Raw genomic sequence first — 25498 nt, 5'->3', positions numbered from 1 at the left:
GATATTTATTATTTTGATTGAAACTCTTTCTTCCGTTTTTCCAATTCCTTTGGCAACAAATCTTTTAAAGCAATATCAATTAGAATTTTTGATTGCTGTTCATTTAATTGAATTTGCATTACTACCCTCCCCTCATGAAAGAACCTGGTGCTGGATAAAATAAATCGAATTTATTTATTTGCCATTTTGGCAATTTGTTCATCAAAAAAAAGTTCTTCAATTGGAACATTTAGGACTCTTGCAACAACTGCCAACTTTTCTGCAGGAAATTTAATACGACCTGTTTCAAGATAGTAATAGCCGTTAAGGCTGTCATACCCTAGTAATTCCGACATCTTTTCAAGAGAAATATTTGCAGTTTTCCGCAATAATTTTATTTTTTCGATGTCTACTCTAATGGTTTTCAAATAATCACCGCCTTTCAAATTTGCCATATTGGTAACTTATATCCCAATAATAATTTACCATTTCGGCAAAGTCAATAATAATTTTACCGTTTTGGCAAAATTATTTCTTACCATATTGGTAAGTGTTAAAATAAAATTAAATTAATATATAGAAAAAGGTGTACTATATGAGTATTTTGGGGAAACGCCTTAAATTTCTACGTGAAAAATATACCTATTCTCAGAAACGCGTTGCTGATGCAATCGGGATTTCGAACGTACAGCTGTCTAGGTATGAATCTGGAGATAGAAACCCTGATCCAGAGTTAATTGCAAAATTTGCAGATTACTACGAAGTGACTACTGACTTTCTTCATGGTAGAACAGATAATCCAAGTGGACATACTGATAAAACTATCAATACTGCATTCAGTGATTTCGATGATATAACTGAAGAAGAAAAAGAATACCTGGAGCGCCAGCTAGAGATTTTCCGCGACTTAAAAAACAAAAACAGATTGTAAAATCGAAATTAAATTCATAATAATAAATTAACACGCATCATTGCGTGTATTTATTTTAATTCTCATTTAGTATTTTTGACCTATAGGTAATAAATTAATGAGTAATCGGAATTATTATGGAGGTATTTCAAAATGAATCTAAAAGAAACATTAGAAATGTTAAATAAAGTGGTACATGACAATAAGGATCTAATAAAGAATGAAGAATCAACTAAGCAATTTTTAATTTTACCCTTACTTAGAGGTCTTGGATATGATACATATAGTCCACAAGAAGTAACACCGGAATTCACAGCTGATTTCCATAAAAAAAATGAAAAAGTGGATTATGCCATCTCAATAAATCGCGAACCCAAAATTTTCCTTGAGGCTAAGTCCATTAACACTAAAATTAATAAAAGCGCTCCTCAACTAAGTAGATATTTCAGTACATTTCCCAGTGTTCGATTAGGGATTTTGACAAATGGTATTGAGTATCACTTTTTTACTGATTTAAATAATGCAAATATTATGGATTCAACTCCATTTTTCACTTTTAATATTACGGAATATTCTGAAGAAGATTTTAATCATTTGGTTAAATTTTCAAAAAATCTTTATGACTATGAAAGTATTAAATTCTTAGCAGAGTCTCTTATTTACTCTCAATCTTTTAAAACCGTTATTAAAGAAATTTTTGAAAATCCAAATGATAATTTTATTAAATTCGTTATTAAAGAAAGATTTAAATTTAAAGTAACTCAACAGTTTATTAATACTGCGCGTCCATTAGTTCATAAATGTATTCAAGAATCTATAGCTGAAATCGTCAGTGAAAAATTTGATACTCAAGTACATAATCAATCAATGCAAGAAATTGCACTTTCTGTTGAAATTGATGAAAAGCCACATGAAGATAAAAAGATCTATTATTCCCATAAAGAACTGGAATCATTAGGTACCTTTGAAGAATTTAATAATGTTAAAGTGGTTCTACCTAACACAGAGTCCTATAAAAGGTTATTAAAGCTTTCAGCAGAAGAATACTCTGTTGAAAAAGGTAATCCATTAAGTGATTTCTTCGTATCATCTGTTCTGGTCCAAGCGAATACCATCGTCGGATATTTAATAGGACAATACTACAATCAACAACAAGACACTACGTTATATACAGTTAAATCTAACGAAATTTCCAATTTCTTATTAAAAAACCCAATTGTCGGAGAACAGGGTTTTATTAATGCGCGTTTGGGATATAGAACTAACAAGAATACCAATGAAAAAACTTATTACTTGAAGAGCTGCTTAAGTAATCTCTCATTTAGAGATATTCCAAATCTTGTTTCAAAAGTGGACAATATTGATGAGTTTTTTAGTTTTCTCCAATAACTAATAAATAAGATGAATAATAAAATAAATATATGCACATTTCTGCATATATTTATTTTATATATTACTGGGTTATTTACCCATAATTACATAATTTTATAGGAGGAGTTATCATGGAGGTTACCGGAGTTAACGGGCAATTAGAACTGAAGGAGAACAAGATCGTTATCAAAAGAAAAGGCATGCTGGCGAAAATGTCTCAGGGGCTTAAAGGTGATAAGGAAATCTTAATTAAGCAGATATCATCGATTCAGTTTAAAAATGCCGGTACATTTACAAACGGATATATTCAATTCGCTTTTTCAGGTGGGAAAGAAACAAAAGGTGGCCTTGTGGATGCTACCCAGGACGAAAACACAGTAATGTTTAATAAGAAGCAGGCTGGTGATTTTGAAAAATTCAAAGTAGCAGTTGAAGAAAAGATTGATCTGCTGAGTCAGCCTATCCAGCAGGCTCCTCAAACTGATATTGCGGACCAAATAAAGAAACTTGCAGATCTAATGGCTATTGGAATCCTCACAGAAGAAGAATTTAACGCTAAAAAGAAACAGCTACTCGGGATTTAATTCAAAAAATAAATCTAATTATGATGGAGTAAAAACAGCACCTAGAACATAGTTGTTTTAGGTGCTGTTTTGAGATTATTAAAATCCATTACAAATAAAATCAATCAAACACAAACAAACGTTCCATTTTTTGTTTGAATTTTATATAATAAAGGTGACAATTTATGAGAAATCGAAAATTTTACATTGCAAAAATTAATATTCACGGTAATATTTTTAGCCAAAATCTTGAGGAGTTAATATCTAATCATATTCCTAGAGTCCTTCTTAACCCAAAAGATTCAAAATTTAATACTTGGAACTGGTCTTTTACAGACGTTGAGGAAAAATTTATCGATAATAAGAAAGTTATCACTGGTAATGTAACCAAATCTAAGTTAAAAAAGCAAAAATACAGAGTTGGTTCAAAAACGATTGAAGAAATTCCTGAAAATGAAATTGCTGAAACAGCCTTCTTTGTTTACGACCCGTCCAGTGAATTACTTGTTCATGAATCGAACGCATCCATTTCTGCTGTTGAGTTTAGAAATTTTTTTACTATATTGCTAAGTAGGGATCCTTACATAGGAAAGGTAATCATAAAACCAATACCTGTACCATATAAAATAAAACAAGAATTAAAATCTTACGATAAGGTTACTCGTATTTCTTTTCACCTAATCCATCCTAACCCTGGAAAAAAGGAATTCAATATTTTCAATCAAATAATACATGATACCAAACTAAAGGAACTCGATATCACATTACAAAATCAAGACGGAATAAATATTTATGAGAATGATGAAACAACTGAGGATTTCAATGGAGTTATTGAAGACGGAATTAAGCTTGTTGAAAAGGGATATGGAGAAGTAGATTTAAGTGGATATAATGAACAAACAGTTATTGGTAAGCGTAAGGACCGTAAAATAAAGAAAAAAAGAAGATTTTTATCAAAAAATTCAGTTGAAGTATTAAAAACAAATGAAACAAATAAAAATGATCTTATTCACAAGATTGCTGATTTTATGAATACTTTCTTATAAAAAAATGAGGGTGAGTGAATTATGAGCATAAATGGCTCTAGAAAAGATAAGGTCACCTATGAAGAAACTACTTTTTTTGGTTTATTAAAAATTGGTGGATTTAAAGAGTTTATAACTTGGTCAATGCTCTATTCAATTTTATTAACTGCCGCATTATTTCTTATTGTCCATTTCAAAGGAAAAGGAACAATATATGATTTAGCAAAAGCCATTTCCCCAATAGAATTAGGGGCATCGGCGACCATATTTAGCATAGTTTTGGCTGCTCTTGCGGTTACGATAAGCTTATTTCATCCAACATTACTCCCAGCACTGCTTAAAGCTAAGCTATTGCATAAATATTTATTTCCTTTTTGGAAAGTAGTTGCAATGTGGGGACTTAACCTAACATTTAACTTAGTTATTATCATTTTTACAACTATCGATCTCAATCTATATAATTTTATAGAATACATCTTTATTTTGAATACTTTTTTATTTATATACTCAACACTTTATACTGTTAAATTAACTGGTTTAGTCATTCAATTAACACTTCAAAGAGCACAATTATAATTTAAAGCAAAAATGCCCACAAACTGGGCATTTTCTTTTTATTGTAAAACAGAACATATATTCGTATAATAGGTATATAGAAACGAATGTTCGGAGGGGTTTTGATTGTTAAGTGGATATATTCTCACAGATACAGAGAGAAAAATAGAGAAAATGTACAGGGAAAGAAGTATTCTAACTCCTTCCGATTTAGATATTCGAAATGTCGCAAGTCTTTTCAATATGGAATTAAGTTTTTCAGAAGGTCCACAAAGAGCAATCTGGGACGAAGAGTTTACCGTTATTTTTTTAAATCGTGATCAGGCAGAAGAAAAGCAACGTGAAGTCTTTTTTCACGAACTCGCACACCCTCTTCTGCATTGTGGGGATCAAACCAAAATGAGTTTTAAGTCATTTCGTGAACTGCAAGAGAACCAGGCGAATCAATTCCAGCTGTATGCAGCCATCCCTTTTTTCATGTTAAAAGACCTGGAGCTCCCGCCATATGAATATCAAATGGTTCAACTTATACAAAATGTGTTTAAGGTAACAGGTGACTTAGCCAAAAAGCGATTAGAGCAAATAAAGCGTAGAATCATCCAATCAAAAATGGATAAGTGCATTTTTAACGTTGCTGAAAGAAAGGAAGTTTATGAAACAATGGAAACCTATCCGCAATTAGAAGATTTATTTTCTCCAACTGAAATCAAGCAATTTTTTAAACCTATCAAAAAGGTAAAGACGGTGGTTTATTTTGATGATTCTAACGGCAGCCGCACTCCACTTTGGTATTGCATCGAATTTAGCCGCGGACAGATTAATTGGAGCAAACAATTCAAACGCTTCCCTATTGATGCTAATTTGGAATTTGTATCGATTATAGAATTTGAACATAAAAAAAGCGATGCACCGGTCCCAGAATTAAAGCTGCTTCCCTCTTACCCGAATGATTTTGTAATCAATATGAAATCGTTGAAGGAAAAATTAAAGCTATATGACGTGGATCCGTACAATGTTCGGAGATTTGTAATCGACGTGAAAGAACTGGAGCATCTGCTTCAATTGGACATCGTAAGCAGTAAATTGCAGCTATTTCCAGCAATTAACTAATAACGGTATTCAATATTAGTCCTATAATTAATTTCGGAGGTGATTATTATGAAAGCTGCATTATACCCACGAGTTTCAACCGAAGAACAAAGCAAGGAAGGGTATTCCTTAGCAGCGCAATTAGAAAAAATGAGAGCATTCTGCTTTTCTCAGGGTTGGACTATCTATAAAGAGTATACAGAGGAAGGTCGTTCGGCCAAGGATATGGATAGGCCCCAGCTGCAGGCGCTTCTTTCTGAATTAAACCATTTCGATGTTGTGCTTGTTTATAAGTTAGATAGGCTTTCCAGAAACGTCGGAGACATTAACTATCTACTTGATACGTTTGAGAAAAATCATGTTGCGTTTAAAAGTGTAACAGAGCAGTACGACACAACCACATCACAAGGTAAGCTGCTAATCAATATCTTCGCTTCATTAGCTCAGTTTGAGCGAGAGCAGCTGGCTGAACGAACGTATTTCGGAATGGAAAGAAAACATACAGAAGGATCCCGTAACGGCGGACGCGCCCCTTTTGGTTATTATCTGGACAAAGAGGGGAAGTTAGCGATTGATGAGGAAGAAGCCAAATGGGTTCGCTGGATGTTTGAGTCTTTCCACACTAAAGGCAAAAAAATGATCACAGAAGAATTAAATAAAAATGGAGTCCGAACCCGTACAGGTGCTTTTTGGAATAATAGTGCTGTGGACTATGTTGTCAGCAATCCAGTTTACTACGGGGCTCTACGGTGGAATTATCGTACCAAAAAAGGAAACCGAACGTATGAAGAAATAATTTCAGAAGGAAATCACCCGCCTATCATTTCGAAGGAATTATTCGATGAGATTAAATCCAAACGAAAAGACCGAAAAAATGGTGGCTGGAAATCCCGGACCATGTACCCCTTCTCTCCTGTCTTACGTTGCGCCCGTTGTGGCCATAGCATGCATGGAGGCAGAAGGAAACGAGCTGACGGTACTGAGCACCGATTTTATAAATGCGCCGGCAGGTTTGAATATAAAATTTGTGATATGCCGGTTATCGCTGAAGACACGATTGAACAGGAATTTATTAAGTCACTTGAATACGTCCAAGTTGAAGCTGAGGTTCCCGATCAAGAGGAAGTCGATACGAAAGAAATCAAGAAAGAATTAAAACGCATCGAGGAACGAAAAGCACGCTGGAAGGAATTATACGTGGATGGCGATTTAACCAAAAAAGAATACAAGGAAAAAATCGATGATGAAACTGAAAAAGAGAACGTACTAAGACGCTCTCTTGAAATAAGTCAGGAGACCCCGACTTCTGAGGTTATCAATAACATTATTGAAAATATAAAAACAAAATGGCAAGATATTTCCCTTGAGAATCGAAAACGTATAGTGTCTAGTATTTTTGAATGCATAAAAATTGAATGCATTAAATCTCATTCCGGAGGTCATGGTGAAAGACCTGTAATTGAAATTAAAGATACAATTTTAAAATGAGCCTTTATAACAGGCTTTTTTAAATAATACATATCGGTTGAGTTATGTCCGTTTCGGGACCCCGAAGGAACTATTTAATTTTAAATTATTTTAAGTATATCGAATTCTATCAAGAAAGGGAAATGATTTGTTCATAATTTATAGGAAATTTTCGACTTTCCTTTTTTTACGATAATTTTGTTAATATTTTCTTACCGGCAGATATATATCAAAAATCAAATTCCCTACAGCATAATCTGACTTATACTCCTCTTTATAAATTTCTATGCTTAATGCCTGATGATCCTGCTCATAGCCATAGTCTTTCATCCATGAAAAAATCTTCCGGTATGTATTTTCAACCTCTTCCGCTTTCCCCTTATGGGTAGTAAATACGTAATTTTTACGTGGAATCGTGAATCCAACCATGCCTTCAGGAACTTCAGTAATTTCTTCCACTGGTGCGGTAACAAAATAGGTAAACTCAGTTTCTCTGCTATGGAATGGAGCAATCAAAACAGGTTCATTTGTTTTATTTTGTACTTCACGGAGTCGCTCTTCCATCACATTAAATAGACTTGGAATCTTCTTAGTTTGTGAATATGTTCCATTCCATGCAATCCCAACAACCTTTAATTCCTCTTTTTCTACCACTTTTACTTGCAAAATAACTCCCCCTTTTACAAACATCCTATTTTTATAATTCTTAATTTAGTACCGAAATTCCTGCCTAAAATCAAACAAAAAAAGCATCCAAATTAAAATGGATGCTTTTTTAAAAATTATTTTAAAATATTAGGTATCTTTAATCTGGGTTAATCGGCAATGCTGTACTAAATTTTATCTCACGTAGGGATAAACTTGTTTGAATCCGATTTACACCAGGGAGTAAGTTCAACTTACGAATGAATTTCTCCAGTTCCTCGCGATTTCGATTGGCAACTTTTAGAAGATAATCATATTCCCCTGTCAAGCAGTGACATTCCAGAATTTCCGGCATCAAATTCAGCGCCTTCTCTAAATATTCGAGTTGTTCCTTTTGGTGTATATTTGTACTTACAAAGATAAAACAAAGTAAATCGAATCCAAGCTTCCTAGAATTCAAAACTACTACCTGACGGTCAATATAGCCTTCATTCTCCAAGCGCTTAACTCGAGCATGAGTCGCAGGGGGCGAAAGATTCACCCTTCTTGCCAATTCTGCATTACTAAGTTGTGCCCCCTTTTGCAGTAAATCTAAGATCTTTCGGTCAAGTACATCCAATGATTTATTCCCTTCTGTTGCATCAAACATCTTATCCCTCATTTCTTGTACCGAATATTTGATTGATTATCATCATTTTATCACACAACAAATTAATAATAATTCGTTTTATACTATATTTACCTTTAATTATTCATAATTTATTCGTATTTACAAAATAAATCATAATAAAATTGATATTTCTGTTACTATTATTAATATAATATAATTGAAAAGGGGCAAATCCTAATGCCAATCTTTTATGTTTTTCTATTGCTTCTTACCAGTCTTCTATGGGGAGGAAATTTTGTTTTTGGTAAATTTCTTGTTGGCCATGCCTCACCAATGACCATCACAACATTAAGGTGGCTGATTGCCATCCTTGTCCTATTGCCGATTGTTTTAAAGCAGGAAAAAAAGCTAATTCCGCCAAAATCATCCATTATCCCATTACTATTTATGGGATTAACAGGGGTTGTTTTTTTCAACCTATTTCAATTTTTGGCACTTGAAAAAACCTCTGCAACAAATGTTGGATTGATTTCCACCTTAAACCCGATTTCGATTGCAATCTTTTCTTCCTTTTTGCTAAATGAGAAACTAAAATTATTACAGATATTTTCAATGGGAGTTTCCTTTTTAGGAGTATTAATGGTATTGGCGAAGGGAGAATTCTCACATTTATTATCCCTTCATTTTAATATTGGGGATTTGTGGATGGTTGCAGCCGTGATCATTTGGGGGCTTTATTCCATTTGTAGTAAATGGGTGATGAAAACAATGTCACCCATGCTGGCAACTTTCTATTCTGGGGTATTTGGTGTGGTAATCTTGATCCCATTCAATATATCGAGCTTCCAAATTTCCAATCTTAATTCAAGCTTCCTTTGGGCCATTCTATATACTGGGGTAATTTCTACTGTTGTTTGTATGGTACTGTGGAATATTGGGGTTCAAAAAATCGGTGCAACCAGTTCAGGGATCTTTTTAAACTTTAACCCTATTTTTACATCCATCCTTGCCTTTTTCTTTTTAGGCGAAAGAATGTCTTGGTCAGAATTTGGCGGCAGTGTCATTGTTATTGCTGGATGTTTCCTATTTTCTTGGTTAAGGTCAGATATGAACGGGAACTCTACAAAAGTACATGTTAAATTTGGGTCATAGAAAGAAGGTTGTTCACTGTGAACAACCTTCTTTCTAGTTATACTAGATGACTTGACTCCCTGTGGAATGGCTAAATTTAACCCTTTGGCAATGCGCTGGCCATATTCAGGGCCTGCTTTATAGAAATTCTGGATTACTTTTAGCTTAATATCATCACGTTCAACCGGTTTCATGGCTCCAACAATATTTTCAACAAGGCGGGTCCGTTCATCTTTCTCCATTAAACGATACAAATCTCCTGCCTGTGTATAATGATCATCATGGTCATAGGCAACGCTTGCCGCGTTTCCAGATACAGGGAAAGGAGTTTGCTTAGCTTCCGGGACTTCTTTCGGACCTCCAAAACTATTTGGTTCATAGTAAACAGATCCGCCGCCGTTCCCATCGAAACGCATAGCGCCGTCACGTTGATAATTATTTGCTTCTACCCTTGGGCGATTGATAGGTAATAAATTATGGTTTGGACCTACTCGATAACGGCGGGCATCAGAATATGCAAATATCCTGCCTTGCAGCATTTTATCCGGTGAAGCTTCTACACCTAGTACCATATTACCCGGAGAATCCCCCTTCACCTGCAGCATTCACCCATTTAAAGGTATGGCTCCCATAACCATTCAAATGGCGGAGTGTAGCTGGAATTCCCCTGTCCCCCATTTAAATGTGCAAATTTAGACGGATGTACAAACCAAATCAAGCTTTCAACATTTACTGTAAATAAGACTGACAAGAAGGTGTAGATAATGCCTGCAATATCGGGAAAAGAATATATTGATAGAATCAATCATAATCCTGCGGAGATTTGGATTGAGGGTAAACAAGTAAGTGGCAATATTTCTGAACACCCTGCATTTGCTGGTGTCATGAAAAGCCAGGCAAAATTATTTGACCGGCAGCTTACTATGAACAACATGACCTACACATCTCCTACCAGCGGTAATCAGGTTGGTGTTTCCTTCCTTGAACCAAAAACAAAGGAAGATTTGGCCATTAGAAGAGAAATGGTGCAAAATTGGGCGAGAACGAGCGCCGGGATGTTGGGACGATCACCGGATTATATGAATACAGCAGTGATGGCTTTTGCTGCTGCTGCAGCTATTTTTTCGGATTCCTCAAAACTATTTGATCAAAACCTGCGGAAGTTATATGAAGATGCACGAGAAAGAGATTTGACCTTTACTCATACGTTTATAAATCCACAAGTCAATCGTTCTCAAGCCTATACAGAGGACTCACAAAATATCATCTCGGCCAAAACCGTAAGGCAAAATGAAGATGGTATTTTTATAAAAGGTGCACGACTTTTAGCAACACAAGGCGGAATTACTGACGAAATTCTCGTGTTTCCGACGCATATGGCTTCAATTAACAAGGATTTTGCCTATGCATTTTCAATTCCAAGCAACACTTCTGGACTTAGGTTCCTTTGCCGTGAGTCCTTCCGGTACAAGGATAGTCAATTTGACCATCCTCTCGGCTCTCGGTTTGATGAGATCGATACGATCGTTGTTTTTGATGATGTTTTCGTTCCTTGGGAACGTGTCTTTTGCTACCAGAATCCGGAGTCTTCCTATAGAATTTTTTCCGAAAGCAGTTTTTATTCATTAGTAGGTCATCAAGTAACTGCACGGAGGGTGGTAAAAACCGAATTTATTTTGGGTGTCGCACAGATGCTCGTGGATACGATTAATGTCGGGGAATACCAGCATATCCAGGAAAAAATTAGTGAGATCATTGTTGGACTAGAGACGATAAAAGCCTTGCTGTTGGCCTCCGAAATGAATGCGAAACTTGATCAATGGGGAACGATGGCTCCTGATTTCTCCCCATTAGGTACAGCAATTATTAGCTATTCGCGTCTTTATCCTAGGCTTTGTGAAATTTTACAGCAAATCGGAGCTAGCGGACTCGTTTCGATTCCAGGTGAAGCGGATTTTTCGTCAGAAATAAAGGGGGATCTTGACCAGTATTTGCAGGCTGCAAATGCCAATGCATTTGATCGTGTTACACTTTTTCGCCTAGCTTGGGATATTAGCATGAGCTCTTTTGGAACAAGACAATCCCTATACGAACGCTATTTTTTCGGGGATCCTGTTAAAATGGCCAGTAATGTATATCAAACCTACCACCGGGAACATTCGATCAGTTTCGTGAAGGAATTTTTAAAAAATCACTAAAACATAAAGAAAACTCGCCGATTAGCGAGCCCCTAAGGGCGAAGACAGAGGCGTAGTTGCACTTATACTTTTTCCCTAAAAATTGCTTCTACGTCGAGTTTCTTCTTCGCAGCAATTTTATAATTTCTTAAAGTACAAAAAACAAACTCCACTAAATGGAGTTTGTTTTATCATTTTTATGCCTTATGCACATTTACAGCTTGTGGACCGCGTTGTCCATTTTCGATATCAAAGGTAACTTCTTGACCCTCGTCTAATGTTTTGTACCCTTCGCCTTGAATAGCAGAAAAGTGAACAAATACATCATCCCCACCATCACGCTCAATAAATCCAAACCCTTTTTCACTGTTAAACCATTTTACTTTACCATGTTCCATTTCTTTTGTAGCCTCCTAGCATTTAGCCAATACATGTTTTGCAAAAATATACTTGCTAAAATAGCTTTTCCCAAAAAAATTATTTTTAAACCCTAATTATCAATTTTGAATAAATTTTATTTTCCCAGTGCCCATTTTCGAATGGCTTTTGCCACTCCATCTTCATTGTTGACTGAGGTAACCCATTCAGCAGTTTTTTTCACGATTTCCTGCGCATTCCCCATCGCCACGCCAAAACCCGCTTCTTTAATCATCGCTATATCATTTAAACTGTCCCCGCAAGCCATGACATTCTCCATATCAATTCCAAGACGTTCACAAACAATTTTTAATCCCTTGGCCTTATTTATACCAAGCGGATTGACTTCAATATTCTTAAGCGTTGAGTTGCTCAGCTCAAATTCACCTTTGGATTGAAGCTCTTTTTTAATGATTTCTCGAATTTCATCATCATCAATATCAAATCCAAATTTTAACCACTCAAAGCTATGTAGGTCCTCCGGCATATCATTAAACCAGTTTCGTTCCGTGCTGATTGCCCAAAACTTCGTATTATGATGCTTTGACAATTCCCACATCCATTGGATTAGGTCAGCCTTCATTAGATTTCTTTCGACTAATTCGCGCTTATCGTCCCAGATCTCACTCCCATTTACAGTTACAAGAAAGGATGTGAGTTCAAGTGAATCTGCATGCTCCCTGCATGTTCTTAAGGAACGTCCCGTACTTAGGACAACATAGATTCCCTTTTCCTGCGCATCTTTTATAGCCTCACGGTTTCCCACTGAAACTTCTCCCTTGTCATTTAAAAGGGTTCCATCCATATCAAGGGCAATAAGTTTGATATTAGGTTTATTTATGAGATTATCCATTTATATACTCCCTTCTCTCTTTACCGTTTAGAGTAACATCTTCTTCATGTCATTATCAAAAAATGAGCTCCTCAGTTTTACATATATAATTATTTTTAGCTTACAAAATCCGATGCTGCCTTTCTCAATAAATATTTGCAAATTTACTGAAGAGCAGATTTACTTTTTAAAAAAAAGTCATTATATTTATCTTATTCGTTGTACATATTTTCTTCAAATTTGCAACGATAAAGGCAAGCCTATGGAAACATAGGTACGCAAAACTAGAGGGGCTAAGGTGGGAGAACTACGCCAGCCAGTTGCCGAAAAATTATTAGGTGAAGGAGAAAATGTATGAAGAACACGAACAAATTATTAGTTAGCGGTCTTGCGCTGTCACTTGTGTTATCACAAGGTGTTTCAGCAGTGGCTGCGAAAGGAACTACCCACAAAAAGAGCTCGCAAAAAGTGGACAAGAATAAAAATGGCATGGATGACAAATGGGAAAAAAAATATAAACTCTCGGGTAAAAATCTTGCCAAACAGGATAAAGATAAAGATGGTTTATCTAATTTAATAGAATACAAGTTAAAATTAAATCCAACTTCAAAGGATACAGATAAAGATAAGATTCCTGATAGCTTAGAAGATTCGGATAAAGATCAATTAAGCAACCAAGCAGAAATTAATTTAGGTACAAACCCTGCTGACGCTGATTCGGATAATGATAAAGTAAAAGATGGTGCAGAAAAAGATAAAAGCGGAGTGAAATTTGCCAATAAAATTGAGGATTTGGAATTGAAAATTGTAACTTCAAAGAAATCTATTCAATTTGACTATGAATTAAAGGGTAAAAAATTTACTGTCAATATTGATAAAAAATCTCTACCTAAAGGCCAGGTTGTTTCGCTTATAAAACAATTGGAACATTCTAAAAATCTAACGCAAGAGGAAACGCTTAAAACTATTCAATCAAGATTAGGATTAAAAGTTGGCGATCATCTTGAAGGCAGCGTAAAACTATTAAATGGAACTTCTTTTGAACTAGTGAAGGATTTCACTGAAGTCAGTGGAAATCAAGGAACTGGCAAGAACGATGAATTAAAAGATAACGATAGTCATCATGGTCAAAATGGCGACCATGATGATAACGATAATGATAATGGTGACCATGATGGCAATCATGAAGGTGATGATAACTAAAAATAATAAACACCCCGTGATCAAATCGCGGGGTGTTTTTATCATTGTTGTTTATTTAACTATTATTAATGGTGATGGTGATGATCGCCTTTTGATGGATTGGTAATTAACCATTCTTCTTTTGGCACCTGGAAAAATTGAATCCAGATACCGTCCAAATATTCATCGCCTTTTTCAAGAATAAAATCAATATCCTTATCTGTTTTTACTACCTCATCCTTTTCAGTTGGTGTATCCAGCATTAAATCATAATGAGCATGATCCCCATGCATATGGGTAACAAATACACGAAACAACTTCCCTTGTGCCTCTTCTTGTTCCAACATTTTTTTCAACGCTTTTGCTGCATTTCGATTAATTTTGACTTTCACTTTTATTCTCCTATTCCAAAATAATTTAATTTTATTATCCCATTTTTAAATAAAAATAGACACCTTTTATCCATATTTCCCCTCAAAATCCGCCACTTTCTACCCAAGTGTCAAAAACTTTAACAAATTTGTCACAAATATTTTCAAAAACCTATACAAACATCACAGACAACTTGCTAAGATGACTTTAAGAAGAATTACTCTAAATTAACAAAAATTAACAACCCGAGTAAAGGGACCATGAAATGGTAAGTCAAATCACAATATTTGAAGATTAGTAGGGTTGGATCTTGTGCAATATTGTGAATGAATTCACACATTTATTTGTGAAAATATGAACAACTTTATTGAAAGGAGCGTAAAAAATGTTTAAAAAGGGTTATTTGATTCCCCTATTAGCTTTTTTACCGGTATTATTTTTAAGCGGCTGTGAGCCAAATATGGTTGTTTTTCAACCTAAGGGGCCTGCAGCAAGAGAAATTTTAGGCCTGATTAACTGGTCACTGATTTTCATGGCACTTGTTGTAATTGTTGTAATTGGCTTGTTTGTGTTTATTGTGTGGAAGTACCGCGCAACAGATAAAAATAAAGATTACGAGCCACCAGAGGAACATGGCAGTACAAAACTTGAAATCACCTGGACTGTCATCCCGATTCTGATTGTTATTGCGCTAACCATTCCGACGGTTAAATCAATTTATAATCTTGAAAAAGTTCCGAAAGGCTATGAAAATAAAAAGCCAATCACCATCAATGTTACTTCCGCAGATTGGAAATGGATCTTTAGTTATCCGGATCAAGGAATTGAAACGGTGAACTATTTGAACGTTCCAGTTGGTACCCCAATTAAATTTAAGCTTACCTCTGCGGGTACGATGAACTCTTTTTGGATTCCTGCTTTAGGCGGTCAAAAATATACTATGGCAAAAATGGAAACTCAACTTTACCTTGTAGCTGATCAACCTGGTGAATATATCGGTAAAAACACAAACTTTAATGGAAAAGGCTATGCGGGAATGGAATTTACTGTGGAAGCCCAATCACCGCAGAAGTTTAACAAATGGGTGAAGGATGTAAAGAACACTGCACCAAAATTATCGGAAAAGAAATATGTTGAACTATTAAAACCATCAAACTTAGGCCGTCAAACCTTTTCAAACACGCACCTAGCCTATGTTGATCACGGTGATATGCATTCGAAAACCTACACATTCCCTGAATTGTACAGAAATCACGACTACCCAGGGAAAATTTTTAAAGAACCTGATAACCATGAAATGCACATGGAGGGTCAGGCAGAAGGAAAGTCAATGGATATGAATGATATGGATATGAAGGACATGGACATGAGTGGAAATTCCAATGGAGGTGACCATAGTGGACATTAAGTGGGATAAGTTTTTTATTACCGGAGACCCTCTAATCTTAGGCTCGCAAGTTGCCATTGCTTTAACCATGATTGGTATTGTTGTAGGTGTAACCTATTTTAAAAAATGGAAATGGCTGTGGCAGGAATGGTTCACAACTGTTGATCATAAACGGATTGGGATTATGTATATTCTTGTCGGAGTACTCATGTTTTTCCGCGGTGGAATTGACGGGTTATTAATGAAAGCCCAAACCGCTACCCCAGATGGAAAAATTCTTGATGCACAGCACTATAATGAAATTTTCACAACACACGGCGTCATAATGATTCTCTTCATGGCTATGCCGTTCTTAATCGGATTAATGAACGTGGTTGTTCCTTTGCAAATTGGTGCACGAGACGTTGCCTTTCCGCAATTGAATGCATTAAGTTTTTGGTTAACTTTTGCCGGAGCAATGCTGTTTAATATTTCGTTTGTTATTGGTGGTTCTCCGGATGCAGGTTGGACTGCTTACTTCCCTCTTGCAGGAAAAGAATTTACTCCTGGTATTGGGAATAACTTTTATGCCGTTGCCATCCAGATTGCCGGGATTGGTACATTAATGACGGGGATCAACTTTATCGTCACAGTTTTAAAAATGAGAGCTCCTGGTATGACGTTAATGAAAATGCCAATGTTTACTTGGACATCTTTCATCGCATCCGTAATTATTTGGGCTTCCTTCCCTATTTTCACTGTTGCTCTTGCATTAATGACATTTGACCGGATTTTCGGAACGCACTTCTTTACCGTTTCTGGTGACGGAAACCCAATGATGTGGGCGAACCTGTTCTGGTTATGGGGTCACCCAGAAGTATATATTGTTGTTCTTCCAGCGTTTGGAATGTTTTCAGAGGTTATTTCAACCTTCTCTCGTAAAATGCTGTATGGTTATAAATCGATGGTTTTCTCGATTGTTGGTATCGCCCTTTTAAGTATGCTCGTTTGGGTCCATCATTTCTTTACAATGGGAGCAGGGCCTGCAGTTAACTCGATTTTCTCGATTACAACGATGATGATTGCTATCCCTACCGGAGTTAAAATGTTTAACTGGCTGTTTACAATGCGTAAAGGACGCATTCAATTTACAACAGCGATGCTTTGGGCATTAGCTTTCGTCCCTTGCTTTCTGATCGGAGGCGTAACCGGGGTTATGCTTGCAATGGGTGCAGCAGATTATCAATACCATAATACACTGTTCCTAGTAGCGCATTTCCACTATGTATTAATTCCAGGTGTAGTATTTGCAGTATTCGCCGGACTTTACTACTGGTGGCCAAAAATGTTCGGTCATATGCTGAACGAAAAGCTTGGAAAACTTCATTTCTGGTTCTTTGTAATTGGTTTTAATATGACCTTTATGCCAATGTTCTTCCTTGGATTAGACGGTGCCGTCAGACGTGCTTACACGTACTCTGCGGAAACAGGCTTTGGACCATTGATGCTCGTTTCTGCGATTGGTGCAGGAATTCTTGCAATCGGCTTTGGTTTCTTATGTTATAACATTTATTGGAGCGCTCGCTATGCAGACCGCAATATTTCAAGCGATCCATGGGATGCACGTACACTCGAATGGGCTACATCTTCCCCTGTTCAATTCTATAATTTTGCAAAACTACCTGAAGTGAAATCAATTGATGCCTTCTGGTACATGAAGAAACACAATGAAGGTCTAGAGTTAAAAGAAGATGACTTGGAAGAAATTCATATGCCAAACAATTCAGGTCTTCCAATTGTGATGGCAGTAGTCATGGGAATCGCAGGATTCTTCCTTATCTTTGAATGGAAAATTGCCGCACTTGTTGCATTATTAGGCATTTTCGCCTGCTTGATTTTCCGTTCATTCGATTACAAGGATGGCTTCCATGTACCGGTAGATGAAATTAAAAAGACGGAAAAAGCATGGAGAGACCTCCAAAAAGGAGTGAAGAAAAATCATGTCAGCTAATGTAAACACTGCTCTACCGCTTGAATATCAAACAGAACAAAGCCGAATGAATATTTTTGGCTTCTGGATTTTCTTAGGTGCGGAAATCATTCTATTTGCAACACTCTTTGCAACCTATGCAGTACTTGACCACCGTTATGCCGGTGGTCCTACCCCACACGAACTTTTTGAAATTAAAGGGGTTATGATCGAAACCATCCTGCTCCTAACCAGTAGTTTTACGTGCGGCTTAGCCATTTATGAAATGCACCGTGGTAATAAAAAAGGTCTATTAACCTGGATGATTATTACTTTATTACTGGGTGCCGGCTTTGTTGGGATGGAAATTGAAGAATTTATCGCCTACGTTCATGAAGGTGCTACAATGCAAACTAGTGCATTCCTATCAGGATTCTTTGTCCTATTAGGTACACATGGATTGCACGTAAGCATGGGAATTGGCTGGGCTGTCATGGTAATGATTCAAATTGCGAAAAAAGGCTTGACTCCAGTAACAGCCCGTAAGGCTTTTATTATCGGTCTATACTGGCACTTCCTTGATGTTGTTTGGATTTTCATCTTCACATTTGTGTATTTAAAAGGGATGGTGGCTTAAGATGGAGAAACATTCACATGGTACACCACTAACACAAGTATTAGGATTTGTTTTTTCATTAGTTTTAACTTTTGCTGCTCTCTTTGTAGCTTTAAAAACAGGTTTATCTTTCAATGCCATTATGTGGATTATCGGCACGCTCGCTATCATTCAAGCCGGTCTGCAGCTGTTTATGTTCATGCACTTAAGAGATGGTGAAGACAGTGCAGCGCAAACGATTAACGTGATTTATGGTGTTTTTATTGCTGTCGTAACCGTTGCCGGATCCATTTGGGTTATGTCATTTGGTGGAATGTAAAATTATAAAAAACCTAGTCTACAGACTAGGTTTTTTTATAATTTCTTTACTTTAATCGGACTTACCATTAAAACAGCCAAAAGAATGGTGATCCATGCATTACTATAGGTAAACAATCCCATTCCGGCTAGTGGCAGGCCTGCAGCTGGAATCGGCAGGCCCTTAAAATACCCAATGGTCGGATTTACACTAAACCTTGCCAACCTTAATGCACCCATGGTTGGAAAAAGAATAAAAGCCAAAGAAGTTAAAATGGATGGTGCTGCGATCGAATGAAATATAAGCGCCGGAGCAACCCCAAAGCTAACAATATCCGCCAGTGAATCCAAGACTACACCAAGTTCACTGTTCACCTTTAACTTTCTGGCAACCCGTCCATCGAAGAGATCAAAAACAGCTGATAGGAAAATAAAAATTGAGGCGCCTCCTATAAATCCACTCATATTAAAGGTGATTGAAAAAACACCGCATAATAGATTTCCGATTGTAAACAAATTAGGCACGGCTTTGACAAGATGATTAACCAACTTCCCTCCCCCTTCATTAAGCAATACTCCTCTTCTGTAGCCTTATCATTCGTTTTCTCCATTATTCTCATATAGAACAGAAAAATTATTTCCAGTCTTTTTATAATCAACCATTCCGTGAGTTATGTTTGTACATATATTGGTAATATGAAGAAAAAGGGAGGAAATTTTATTTTGAATCGTATTTATCCGGTTCGCTACTTAGGAAACTTCAAGGAGGGTTATTCAAAGCCTCAACTTTTTGAAATGAGTGATGGAAACACTTATCTTGTAAAATTTAAGGACAATCCCCAAGGAACAAGGGTCCTCGTGAATGATTGGGTGGTGGGGAAACTTGCACAATTATTAGGACTGCCCGTAGCACCTTTTGAGATGGCTTATTTCTCCAAATCAGATTTCAAAAAGTTTCCAGTTCTTTACCGCTATGGGCTTACACCGGGACATCAATTTGCTAGTCTTTTGCTTAAAGATTGTACGGGGCTTTGGGAACCCCGAATTAAAGAAGAAATTGTTAATCTCAATGTATTACCGGGAATTATTGTGTTCGACTATTGGGTAAATAACAATGATCGGGATACGGGAAACGTTCTGTTAGAAAGACTTTCTGATAACAAATGTTATCTTCATTTAATTGATCACGGACTATGTTTTCCAGGGTATGCAAGTTCAAAAGAAAAGTTGAAACAAGTTCCCATGAATTTACTAAACCAGGCCGCTCACACATGGGCGGTTACTCAAATAGACGACCCCAAATCACTTATGAAATTTACAGAAAAAGTGCTTGCACTTCCTTCTGAGCAAATCTTATCCGTAATTAATACGATTCCCGATGATTGGGATGTATCTTCTTCGGAAAAGAAAGCCTTGTATCAATATCTACTTTCTGCAAAAAAGGCACTGCCTATTTTAATATTAAAATTTATCAAGAAATATTTCAGTGATTAATGAATCAGTTTGATTGAAATATACAAAAGAAGTACAGTTCAAGTGAAATGTACTTCTCTTTTTTTGAATTTTATTTTTTTGGACCGTTTCGCTTAAACCTAACTAATTGATAACTTATAAAAGCTACATAAAGCGGAATGGCTACGTATATGAAGTATGGAAAACGATGCTGCTCTTTCTTAAAGACAATATAAATAGCATAACCAAGGAATAAGGTGATAATAATTCCGTATTTCGGCAAAGGAATATCCTTTAGGCTTGGGATTTTAATGGTGCTAACCATTAAATAACAAATTACAAAAAAGGCAATCGGCAGAATAATCGCTGGCATTTTGCCGTGAAATAAGGTTAATAACGTTAGAAGTCCCCCACCTGCTGTAATGGGAACGCCTGTAAAATAGTGCAGTGATGATTTGACCGCATTAATATTGAATCGCGCCAAGCGGTAAGCACCAAATAACGGGAATAGCGCTGAAATCGCCATCCCAAATTTTCCAAAATCAGAAAAATAGGAATAATAGGCCATCATCGCCGGTGCAACACCAAAGGTTACAATATCGGCAAGTGAGTCTAATTCCTTTCCAAGTTCACTTTCGACATTTAGCATCCGGGCAATCCGCCCATCCATACTATCGAGCATCATTCCAATCAGAATCAGAATTGCTGCATTTTTATAATCCCCAAGTGCCGAATACATGACAGATAAAAATCCAAAAAATAAATTTAAAAGCGTAAAAAGGTTAGGAATACTGTTTCTTATAATATGTATCACTCCAATTTTTCAAAAACCTCTCACTCATTATATCCCTGCTTCCTATTATACCGTTTTTCTTTATAAAATTGAAAAACCCAAATAGCAGCAGTGAGCCAAAAACCACTTGCAAAATATCCCCCAATAATATCACTTGGATAATGTACCCCTAGATAAATCCGGCTTATACCAATGGCAAGAATCATAAAACAACTAACAATAATTAAAATGGTTCTCCCTATCCTGGTTGAAATATGGCGCCAAAGTAAGAAGGCAAGCACACCGTAAAAGGCAAAAGCACTCATGGCATGTCCGCTTGGAAAACTATAACCACTGATCTCAATCAGGCGGTGCAAATTAGGACGTGTCCGCTGAAAAAAATGCTTTAAAACACCATTTAAAATTCCTGCACCGGCTATGACACTTACAAATAAGATCAATTCCAAGCGATGATGCAATATCTTGTAGAGAAAAAACAAAAGGACAAGAGAAAGAATGATAACAACCCGTGTCGAACCAATAAAGGTAAACAATTTCATTACCTTAGTAAGGCCAGGCGTTTCGAGTCCTTGAACCGCCGAAATAACCGTGCTGTCAAAATGCCCGATCTTTTCATCACTAATAAGTATGGAAACCGTCCCAAAACCAATTACACTCACCAAGCTAATAATAAAGGCAATAAATAAATATTTCTTTATATTCATGAGCTTACTCCTTTTATGATAGAAAAAAGAGGTCCGGTCAGAACCTCCTGGTTTTTCTACGTTTATCTCATGATTTTGTTTCAACTAAAACATCCTTTTTTGAAAAAACAAATAACTTTTGCCCTAAATAATTAAGCACGGTATAAAGTCCAGTACCGACAAGGACCGCCAAATCGGTTCTTATTTTTTCACTAAAGAAATGATTTGAAATTAGAATGGCTGAAACTAAATTTTTTCCTAAATCATAAGAAATAAAATAACAGCACAAAATGACCACAATAAAACGGATGGCAGTTTTTGAAACAGCATTCTGACTTTTAAAAGTAAAGCTTCTATTTAAAAAGAAGCTTACAATCGCTCCAATGGAATTACCGATGAAGGTTGAGTTCCAGTATGATAAATGGAGTGCATGTAAAAGAAGATACATAACCGATAACCCAACAATCGTATTCAAAATCCCTACCATGACAAAACGAATAAAAGAATATTTCATACCTGCTCCTAATGACCAATTGCCTCTTTTATTTGCTGATTGGTTTGACAAGTGGAAAAGCTGTCTATTTCAATCGCAAATCTTGGACGTTTTTTCACTTCAAAATATATTTTGCCAATATATTCACCAATAATACCTAATCCCATTAGCTGCAGTCCTCCAACAAACCAAATGGAGATGACTAGTGATGTCCAGCCAGAAACAGTATGTCCTAAAAGGTCTTGAATCAGTGCATACACTCCGGCAAGAATACTAATAACCATGGCCAAGAAACCAATAAAGGTTACAAAGCGGATTGGGGCTACGCTAAAGGAAGAGATTCCATCGAATGCAAAGGCAAGCATTTTTTTTAACGGATATTTCGATTCTCCCGCAAACCTCTCCTTACGATCATAATATACCTTTGCAGATGAGAATCCGACAAGTGGAACCAAGCCGCGCAAAAAGAGATTTGTCTCTTTGAATTTAAATAATTCCTCAAGTGCCCGTTTACTCATAAGCCGAAAATCTGCATGATTAGGAACTAATTTTATCCCAATTCTATCCATAAAACGATAGAACCCGACAGCAGTGGTTCTTTTAAAAAAGGTATCTGTTTCCCGGCTTTCTCTCACTCCATAAACAATATCGTACCCTTCCCAATACTTTTCAAGAAATGCTTGGATTACGTTAATGTCGTCCTGTAAATCAGCATCAATGGATATGACACAATCCGATTGCTTCGCTGCTGTTTCAAGACCTGCCATTAATGCATTTTGATGTCCGACATTTTTAGCAAGCTTTAAACCTTTAACAAAAGAATTATGTCCACTTTCATTTTCTATTAACTCCCATGTCCGGTCCTTGCTGCCATCATCCACAAACAATAATTTACTTTCCCTTGAAATAAGCGAGTCAGCGATTAACACTTCCAATATACGAGATAATTGGGTAGATGTTTCCATAAAGACTTCTTCTTCATTATAACAGGGTACAACGATGGTTAATACCGGTTTATTCATGATAAGACTCCTTAAACTACATTATTTTACTTCATAAAGATAAATTTTCCAAGCAGAACTCTTTTGGTTAAATGCCTTTTTAAATTCCAGCTTGTTTTCTTTGGCGTTTAAAATTGGAACAGCCGAGAATATATATTTTCCTCCCATACTTTTCAATACCTTGGTATTAAGCTGAAGATGATGGATTTCCACTTTTGAATCCTTTGTAAAATCATACTTTTTCCCTAATTCAGAAACAAAAATATAACATCTCCCGCCCCAATGGTCGAAATAGGATTTTAATGTGGGACTCTTATCCAATTCTTTTGCAATTATTTTGCGGAACTGATGCTTGTAAGCTAGTGGGTAAAAATTATTATAAGTATCCAGCGTATAAAAACCATTGTATTGAGCGATAGCAGGATGAATTCCGATACTTACAACACGATAGCTATTTTGCGGCTTACCAATGTATTTTTTAATATCGGAAAATTGAGTAGTTGCATAAAATTGTTTAAATGTCGGTGTTCCTGCCACCCGATAATAGATTTCATTATTTGCCCCAAATAGTACTAGGAGTTGACCAACCAAACATAACTTAACGAATAGTTTCCAGTGCTTGCCCATCCGCCATAAAATATAGGATCCTACGGCAAACATCAAATAAATAATCAATGGCCTTAAAAAATGAAATCTAGAAAAATTAAAGGTATTTAAAAAGGGCACTCGTTCTTTTAACGGTATCCATCCTTTATAAAACCAAAAAGCATACCAGACAGATAGAATAAAATTCAAAATAAATAGGTAAATAAACTGTTTTTCTATATGACCTTTCTGTTTATTTTTAATGGCCCAAATCACAAGAAAGGTAAGCGGAACAATCACAAATGTATGTAGGGTCATCACATGTGTATGTCCTAGAAAATAATTTTTGAAAATTAAACGAATCGTACTCCAGAAACCATTTGTGGATTCAAAAAATTCATTCCGATTTGTCGGTGCCTCCGGAAAAACTAAAGAATAAACAAGGCGGTACTCGATGATTAAATAAATAAGTGTCATGGCAATAATGCTGCCAAAAAAGACCCAGTTTACTCTCTTCTTAACCACTAAATCCCTGAGCCAAAGCAGCCCAATCGCTGTAAGAAAAAAGAAAAATCCAAGCACAAAACTTGAATAAAACGGAAGCAGAATGAGCGTGAGCCACTCCTTCCAAGAGTACCTTCCTTCTCTTATATTTAAAAAAGCCCAAAATGCAAGCGGCATCCCGAGGGTGCTAAGCATTCCTGAAGGCCAAAATGGAGTAAGTGCAAATGCCAGCGAAACATAGATGCGGATTAAATAAGCCTCCTCCGCCTTAACAAAATGCCTTTTTAATAAAAGGTACATACCCAAAAAGGCAAAAATCCTTGTAATTGCTTGACTGATTGAAAATGCAAGCATGGACGGAAACAAATTGTGAAGCCACTGGATCCCACTGAATTCTGTTCCAAATGCATTTCTTGGTAATCCATTAATAATTTGCGGGATAACCGAGTTTATTCCGCCAAACAGTTGCCCGCTATCATTGAGCACTTTATACCAAGAAATATTCGAGTCCAAATTATCATGAACTCGAATATGGGAATTTTCACCTAGAATAAATAATGGCGATAAATAAAGTACTAATATACAGGTTGCATAATATAAATGCTGTTTTTCTTTATTCAAATTTGTCCAAAACATCTTCATTCTCTCACCGATTCTTAAATCACATTGTTCATTTAATTTTTGTGATTTTCCAATTATATAGAACTATTTTTCATTTTTTATTAGAGTAGTATTAAAGATCTTGCTTTCAAGTTTTTCATAAATATTGATAAGAAACTCAATAAACTGATTTAATTTTCCCCAGCTTGCTGTTAGTAGATAAACCACAACTGCAGTTACTATTCCAATTATCATACCGGCAATGACATCTAATGGATAATGAACCCCTGTCCATACGCGTGATAAAGCAATTCCCGCGGCTAAAAGGAGCCAAATCCAACCATTCCGTTTTTTCCACAACCAAATTGTCATGGCAATCACAAATGCTGCGGTCGCATGGTCACTTGGAAAAGAAGCATTCTTTGCGTGTGAAATCAGCATGATCACATGATGGGCGACAAATGGACGCGAACGATAATAAAAGTCTCCAATGATCATGTTTGTTGCTAATGCAAGACAGGCTGCTATGCAGGCAGTTGCAACCATTTTCCGATTTTGCTCTTTATGATAAAACCAATAAAATAGCATGCCTGCAAAAAATAAATACTCTGCTTTATCGGCTAAAAATACCATGAATGGATTCATAAAATGGTCCGTGATGGCTAAATGATTAACCCATTGAAATGCTGTATAATCTAAGTGTGTTAACAATTTCTTCCTCCACCTTTACCTCACTCTTTTAAGATTTTACTAAGAGTAATACTCCACAGTGTGACGTTGTAAAAAACACTTTTACCCACACGATTAGAATAGA

28 protein-coding genes, 1 pseudogene and 1 riboswitch are annotated in these 25498 nt (G+C 36.2%); of the genes and pseudogenes, 15 read left to right on the top strand and 14 right to left on the bottom strand.

Annotated features, from left to right (window positions below):
* Positions 1-170 precede the first annotated feature (170 nt).
* Complete coding sequence (locus ACFQZ9_RS09050; protein ID WP_498943408.1) at positions 171-407, bottom strand: helix-turn-helix domain-containing protein; 237 nt, start codon at positions 405-407, stop codon at positions 171-173.
* Positions 408-574: 167 nt separating this feature from the next.
* On the opposite strand from ACFQZ9_RS09050, the gene ACFQZ9_RS09045 reads away from it, so the two are divergent.
* From ACFQZ9_RS09045 to ACFQZ9_RS09015, 7 genes are all read left to right on the top strand, one after another.
* The gene (locus ACFQZ9_RS09045; protein WP_498943407.1) at positions 575-910 is read left to right on the top strand and encodes a helix-turn-helix domain-containing protein; all 336 of its coding nucleotides are present in this window, start codon (positions 575-577) and stop codon (positions 908-910) included.
* 132 nt (positions 911-1042) lie between these two features.
* Positions 1043-2278 carry a type I restriction endonuclease gene (locus tag ACFQZ9_RS09040; protein ID WP_498943405.1) on the top strand — a complete coding sequence of 412 codons (1236 nt, stop codon included), beginning with the start codon at positions 1043-1045 and terminating at the stop codon, positions 2276-2278.
* 113 nt (positions 2279-2391) lie between these two features.
* Positions 2392-2844: a DUF4429 domain-containing protein gene (locus ACFQZ9_RS09035; RefSeq protein WP_498943403.1), complete on the top strand. Its 453-nt coding sequence runs from the start codon at positions 2392-2394 to the stop codon at positions 2842-2844.
* A 164-nt stretch (positions 2845-3008) separates the two neighbouring features.
* A complete protein-coding gene (locus ACFQZ9_RS09030) occupies positions 3009-3869 on the top strand; it encodes a DUF4747 family protein (protein ID WP_498943402.1) in 861 nt (286 codons plus the stop codon).
* Positions 3870-3890: 21 nt separating this feature from the next.
* Positions 3891-4424 (top strand): hypothetical protein, encoded by a 534-nt coding sequence (locus ACFQZ9_RS09025; RefSeq protein WP_498943400.1) that lies wholly within the window; start codon positions 3891-3893, stop codon positions 4422-4424.
* Between the two features lie 105 nt (positions 4425-4529).
* Positions 4530-5513, top strand: coding sequence for an ImmA/IrrE family metallo-endopeptidase (locus ACFQZ9_RS09020; RefSeq protein WP_498943399.1), 984 nt, complete (start codon positions 4530-4532; stop codon positions 5511-5513).
* A 48-nt stretch (positions 5514-5561) separates the two neighbouring features.
* Positions 5562-6980, top strand: coding sequence for a recombinase family protein (locus tag ACFQZ9_RS09015; RefSeq protein ID WP_498943397.1), 1419 nt, complete (start codon positions 5562-5564; stop codon positions 6978-6980).
* 180 nt (positions 6981-7160) lie between these two features.
* Here the strand turns inward: ACFQZ9_RS09015 and ACFQZ9_RS09010 are convergent, their stop codons facing one another.
* The gene (locus tag ACFQZ9_RS09010) at positions 7161-7625 is read right to left on the bottom strand and encodes a GyrI-like domain-containing protein (RefSeq protein WP_498943395.1); all 465 of its coding nucleotides are present in this window, start codon (positions 7623-7625) and stop codon (positions 7161-7163) included.
* Positions 7626-7764: 139 nt separating this feature from the next.
* Positions 7765-8253: an Lrp/AsnC family transcriptional regulator gene (locus ACFQZ9_RS09005; protein WP_498943393.1), complete on the bottom strand. Its 489-nt coding sequence runs from the start codon at positions 8251-8253 to the stop codon at positions 7765-7767.
* 198 nt (positions 8254-8451) lie between these two features.
* Here ACFQZ9_RS09005 and ACFQZ9_RS09000 point away from each other — a divergent pair, with 198 nt between their 5' ends.
* Entirely contained in the window at positions 8452-9366 is a 915-nt protein-coding gene (locus ACFQZ9_RS09000; RefSeq protein WP_498943391.1) for a DMT family transporter, read from the top strand.
* Positions 9367-9431: 65 nt separating this feature from the next.
* On the opposite strand, the pseudogene ACFQZ9_RS08995 reads toward ACFQZ9_RS09000, so the two are convergent.
* Positions 9432-10023 (bottom strand): annotated as a pseudogene (locus tag ACFQZ9_RS08995) (catalase); the annotation flags it as partial.
* An 86-nt stretch (positions 10024-10109) separates the two neighbouring features.
* Here ACFQZ9_RS08995 and hpaB point away from each other — a divergent pair.
* Positions 10110-11543, top strand: coding sequence for a 4-hydroxyphenylacetate 3-hydroxylase family protein (gene hpaB, locus ACFQZ9_RS08990; protein WP_498943389.1), 1434 nt, complete (start codon positions 10110-10112; stop codon positions 11541-11543).
* A gap of 176 nt (positions 11544-11719) precedes the next feature.
* Here the strand turns inward: hpaB and ACFQZ9_RS08985 are convergent, their stop codons facing one another.
* Positions 11720-11920, bottom strand: coding sequence for a cold-shock protein (locus ACFQZ9_RS08985; RefSeq protein WP_026575266.1), 201 nt, complete (start codon positions 11918-11920; stop codon positions 11720-11722).
* 116 nt (positions 11921-12036) lie between these two features.
* Positions 12037-12792, bottom strand: a complete 756-nt coding sequence (locus ACFQZ9_RS08980; protein ID WP_498943387.1) for a Cof-type HAD-IIB family hydrolase — start codon at positions 12790-12792, stop codon at positions 12037-12039.
* Between the two features lie 222 nt (positions 12793-13014).
* Positions 13015-13099, top strand: a riboswitch (cyclic di-GMP riboswitch).
* 26 nt (positions 13100-13125) lie between these two features.
* Between ACFQZ9_RS08980 and ACFQZ9_RS08975 the strand changes: the two genes are divergently transcribed.
* Positions 13126-13974: a hypothetical protein gene (locus tag ACFQZ9_RS08975; RefSeq protein WP_498943385.1), complete on the top strand. Its 849-nt coding sequence runs from the start codon at positions 13126-13128 to the stop codon at positions 13972-13974.
* A gap of 65 nt (positions 13975-14039) precedes the next feature.
* Here the strand turns inward: ACFQZ9_RS08975 and ACFQZ9_RS08970 are convergent, their stop codons facing one another.
* On the bottom strand, positions 14040-14345 hold the full coding sequence (locus ACFQZ9_RS08970; protein WP_198309856.1) for an iron-sulfur cluster assembly accessory protein: 306 nt from the start codon (positions 14343-14345) through the stop codon (positions 14040-14042).
* A 365-nt stretch (positions 14346-14710) separates the two neighbouring features.
* Between ACFQZ9_RS08970 and qoxA the strand changes: the two genes are divergently transcribed.
* From qoxA to qoxD, 4 genes are read left to right on the top strand one after another with little or no spacing between them, the layout of a single operon-like run.
* The gene (gene qoxA / locus ACFQZ9_RS08965; RefSeq protein ID WP_498943384.1) at positions 14711-15733 is read left to right on the top strand and encodes a cytochrome c oxidase subunit II; all 1023 of its coding nucleotides are present in this window, start codon (positions 14711-14713) and stop codon (positions 15731-15733) included.
* Positions 15723-17702, top strand: a complete 1980-nt coding sequence (gene qoxB, locus ACFQZ9_RS08960) for a heme-copper oxidase family protein (protein ID WP_498943382.1) — start codon at positions 15723-15725, stop codon at positions 17700-17702. Before qoxA ends, qoxB begins: the two co-directional genes overlap by 11 nt.
* Complete coding sequence (gene qoxC, locus ACFQZ9_RS08955) at positions 17692-18297, top strand: cytochrome aa3 quinol oxidase subunit III (RefSeq protein ID WP_133333534.1); 606 nt, start codon at positions 17692-17694, stop codon at positions 18295-18297. The genes qoxB and qoxC overlap by 11 nt, the downstream gene beginning before the upstream one ends.
* A gap of 1 nt (position 18298) precedes the next feature.
* Positions 18299-18595: a cytochrome aa3 quinol oxidase subunit IV gene (gene qoxD / locus ACFQZ9_RS08950; RefSeq protein WP_198309853.1), complete on the top strand. Its 297-nt coding sequence runs from the start codon at positions 18299-18301 to the stop codon at positions 18593-18595.
* 35 nt (positions 18596-18630) lie between these two features.
* Here the strand turns inward: qoxD and pssA (ACFQZ9_RS08945) are convergent, their stop codons facing one another.
* The gene (gene pssA / locus ACFQZ9_RS08945) at positions 18631-19122 is read right to left on the bottom strand and encodes a CDP-alcohol phosphatidyltransferase family protein (RefSeq protein ID WP_498943379.1); all 492 of its coding nucleotides are present in this window, start codon (positions 19120-19122) and stop codon (positions 18631-18633) included.
* Between the two features lie 174 nt (positions 19123-19296).
* On the opposite strand from pssA (ACFQZ9_RS08945), the gene ACFQZ9_RS08940 reads away from it, so the two are divergent.
* Positions 19297-20067, top strand: coding sequence for a protein kinase family protein (locus ACFQZ9_RS08940; RefSeq protein WP_498943377.1), 771 nt, complete (start codon positions 19297-19299; stop codon positions 20065-20067).
* Between the two features lie 70 nt (positions 20068-20137).
* On the opposite strand, the gene pssA (ACFQZ9_RS08935) is transcribed toward ACFQZ9_RS08940, so the two are convergent.
* The 6 genes from pssA (ACFQZ9_RS08935) to ACFQZ9_RS08910 form a co-directional block, all read right to left on the bottom strand.
* A complete protein-coding gene (pssA, locus tag ACFQZ9_RS08935) occupies positions 20138-20839 on the bottom strand; it encodes a CDP-alcohol phosphatidyltransferase family protein (protein ID WP_498943376.1) in 702 nt (233 codons plus the stop codon).
* Between the two features lie 20 nt (positions 20840-20859).
* Positions 20860-21522 carry a phosphatase PAP2 family protein gene (locus ACFQZ9_RS08930; protein ID WP_498943374.1) on the bottom strand — a complete coding sequence of 221 codons (663 nt, stop codon included), beginning with the start codon at positions 21520-21522 and terminating at the stop codon, positions 20860-20862.
* A gap of 67 nt (positions 21523-21589) precedes the next feature.
* Positions 21590-22015: a GtrA family protein gene (locus ACFQZ9_RS08925; RefSeq protein ID WP_198309848.1), complete on the bottom strand. Its 426-nt coding sequence runs from the start codon at positions 22013-22015 to the stop codon at positions 21590-21592.
* An 8-nt stretch (positions 22016-22023) separates the two neighbouring features.
* Positions 22024-23016: a glycosyltransferase family 2 protein gene (locus ACFQZ9_RS08920; protein ID WP_498943372.1), complete on the bottom strand. Its 993-nt coding sequence runs from the start codon at positions 23014-23016 to the stop codon at positions 22024-22026.
* A 21-nt stretch (positions 23017-23037) separates the two neighbouring features.
* The gene (locus ACFQZ9_RS08915; protein ID WP_498943370.1) at positions 23038-24720 is read right to left on the bottom strand and encodes a DUF6044 family protein; all 1683 of its coding nucleotides are present in this window, start codon (positions 24718-24720) and stop codon (positions 23038-23040) included.
* 69 nt (positions 24721-24789) lie between these two features.
* The gene (locus ACFQZ9_RS08910) at positions 24790-25395 is read right to left on the bottom strand and encodes an undecaprenyl-diphosphatase (protein WP_498943368.1); all 606 of its coding nucleotides are present in this window, start codon (positions 25393-25395) and stop codon (positions 24790-24792) included.
* Between the last annotated feature and the right edge of the window lie 103 nt (positions 25396-25498).

Source organism: Neobacillus sp. GCM10027624, from assembly GCF_042675345.1.
GTDB lineage: Bacteria > Bacillota > Bacilli > Bacillales > Cytobacillaceae > Neobacillus > Neobacillus cucumis_D.
The sequence above is the reverse complement of the archived record's forward strand: the minus strand, read 5'-3'. Positions and strand labels throughout refer to the sequence as shown.

What these genes read in the sequence shown, in the direction of transcription:
- ACFQZ9_RS09025 (WP_498943400.1), top strand. Translation starts at nt 3,891, where the DNA reads ATGAGCATAAATGGCTCTAGAAAAGATAAGGTCACCTATGAAGAAACT.
- ACFQZ9_RS08915 (WP_498943370.1), bottom strand. Translation starts at nt 24,720, where the DNA reads ATGTTTTGGACAAATTTGAATAAAGAAAAACAGCATTTATATTATGCA.
- ACFQZ9_RS09030 (WP_498943402.1), top strand. Translation starts at nt 3,009, where the DNA reads ATGAGAAATCGAAAATTTTACATTGCAAAAATTAATATTCACGGTAAT.
- ACFQZ9_RS08980 (WP_498943387.1), bottom strand. Translation starts at nt 12,792, where the DNA reads ATGGATAATCTCATAAATAAACCTAATATCAAACTTATTGCCCTTGAT.
- qoxA (WP_498943384.1), top strand. Translation starts at nt 14,711, where the DNA reads ATGTTTAAAAAGGGTTATTTGATTCCCCTATTAGCTTTTTTACCGGTA.
- qoxD (WP_198309853.1), top strand. Translation starts at nt 18,299, where the DNA reads ATGGAGAAACATTCACATGGTACACCACTAACACAAGTATTAGGATTT.
- ACFQZ9_RS09040 (WP_498943405.1), top strand. Translation starts at nt 1,043, where the DNA reads ATGAATCTAAAAGAAACATTAGAAATGTTAAATAAAGTGGTACATGAC.
- ACFQZ9_RS08930 (WP_498943374.1), bottom strand. Translation starts at nt 21,522, where the DNA reads ATGAATATAAAGAAATATTTATTTATTGCCTTTATTATTAGCTTGGTG.
- ACFQZ9_RS09045 (WP_498943407.1), top strand. Translation starts at nt 575, where the DNA reads ATGAGTATTTTGGGGAAACGCCTTAAATTTCTACGTGAAAAATATACC.
- hpaB (WP_498943389.1), top strand. Translation starts at nt 10,110, where the DNA reads ATGCCTGCAATATCGGGAAAAGAATATATTGATAGAATCAATCATAAT.
- ACFQZ9_RS09035 (WP_498943403.1), top strand. Translation starts at nt 2,392, where the DNA reads ATGGAGGTTACCGGAGTTAACGGGCAATTAGAACTGAAGGAGAACAAG.
- ACFQZ9_RS08925 (WP_198309848.1), bottom strand. Translation starts at nt 22,015, where the DNA reads ATGAAATATTCTTTTATTCGTTTTGTCATGGTAGGGATTTTGAATACG.
- ACFQZ9_RS09005 (WP_498943393.1), bottom strand. Translation starts at nt 8,253, where the DNA reads ATGTTTGATGCAACAGAAGGGAATAAATCATTGGATGTACTTGACCGA.
- ACFQZ9_RS09000 (WP_498943391.1), top strand. Translation starts at nt 8,452, where the DNA reads ATGCCAATCTTTTATGTTTTTCTATTGCTTCTTACCAGTCTTCTATGG.
- ACFQZ9_RS08985 (WP_026575266.1), bottom strand. Translation starts at nt 11,920, where the DNA reads ATGGAACATGGTAAAGTAAAATGGTTTAACAGTGAAAAAGGGTTTGGA.
- qoxC (WP_133333534.1), top strand. Translation starts at nt 17,692, where the DNA reads ATGTCAGCTAATGTAAACACTGCTCTACCGCTTGAATATCAAACAGAA.
- ACFQZ9_RS08920 (WP_498943372.1), bottom strand. Translation starts at nt 23,016, where the DNA reads ATGAATAAACCGGTATTAACCATCGTTGTACCCTGTTATAATGAAGAA.
- ACFQZ9_RS09015 (WP_498943397.1), top strand. Translation starts at nt 5,562, where the DNA reads ATGAAAGCTGCATTATACCCACGAGTTTCAACCGAAGAACAAAGCAAG.
- ACFQZ9_RS08975 (WP_498943385.1), top strand. Translation starts at nt 13,126, where the DNA reads ATGAAGAACACGAACAAATTATTAGTTAGCGGTCTTGCGCTGTCACTT.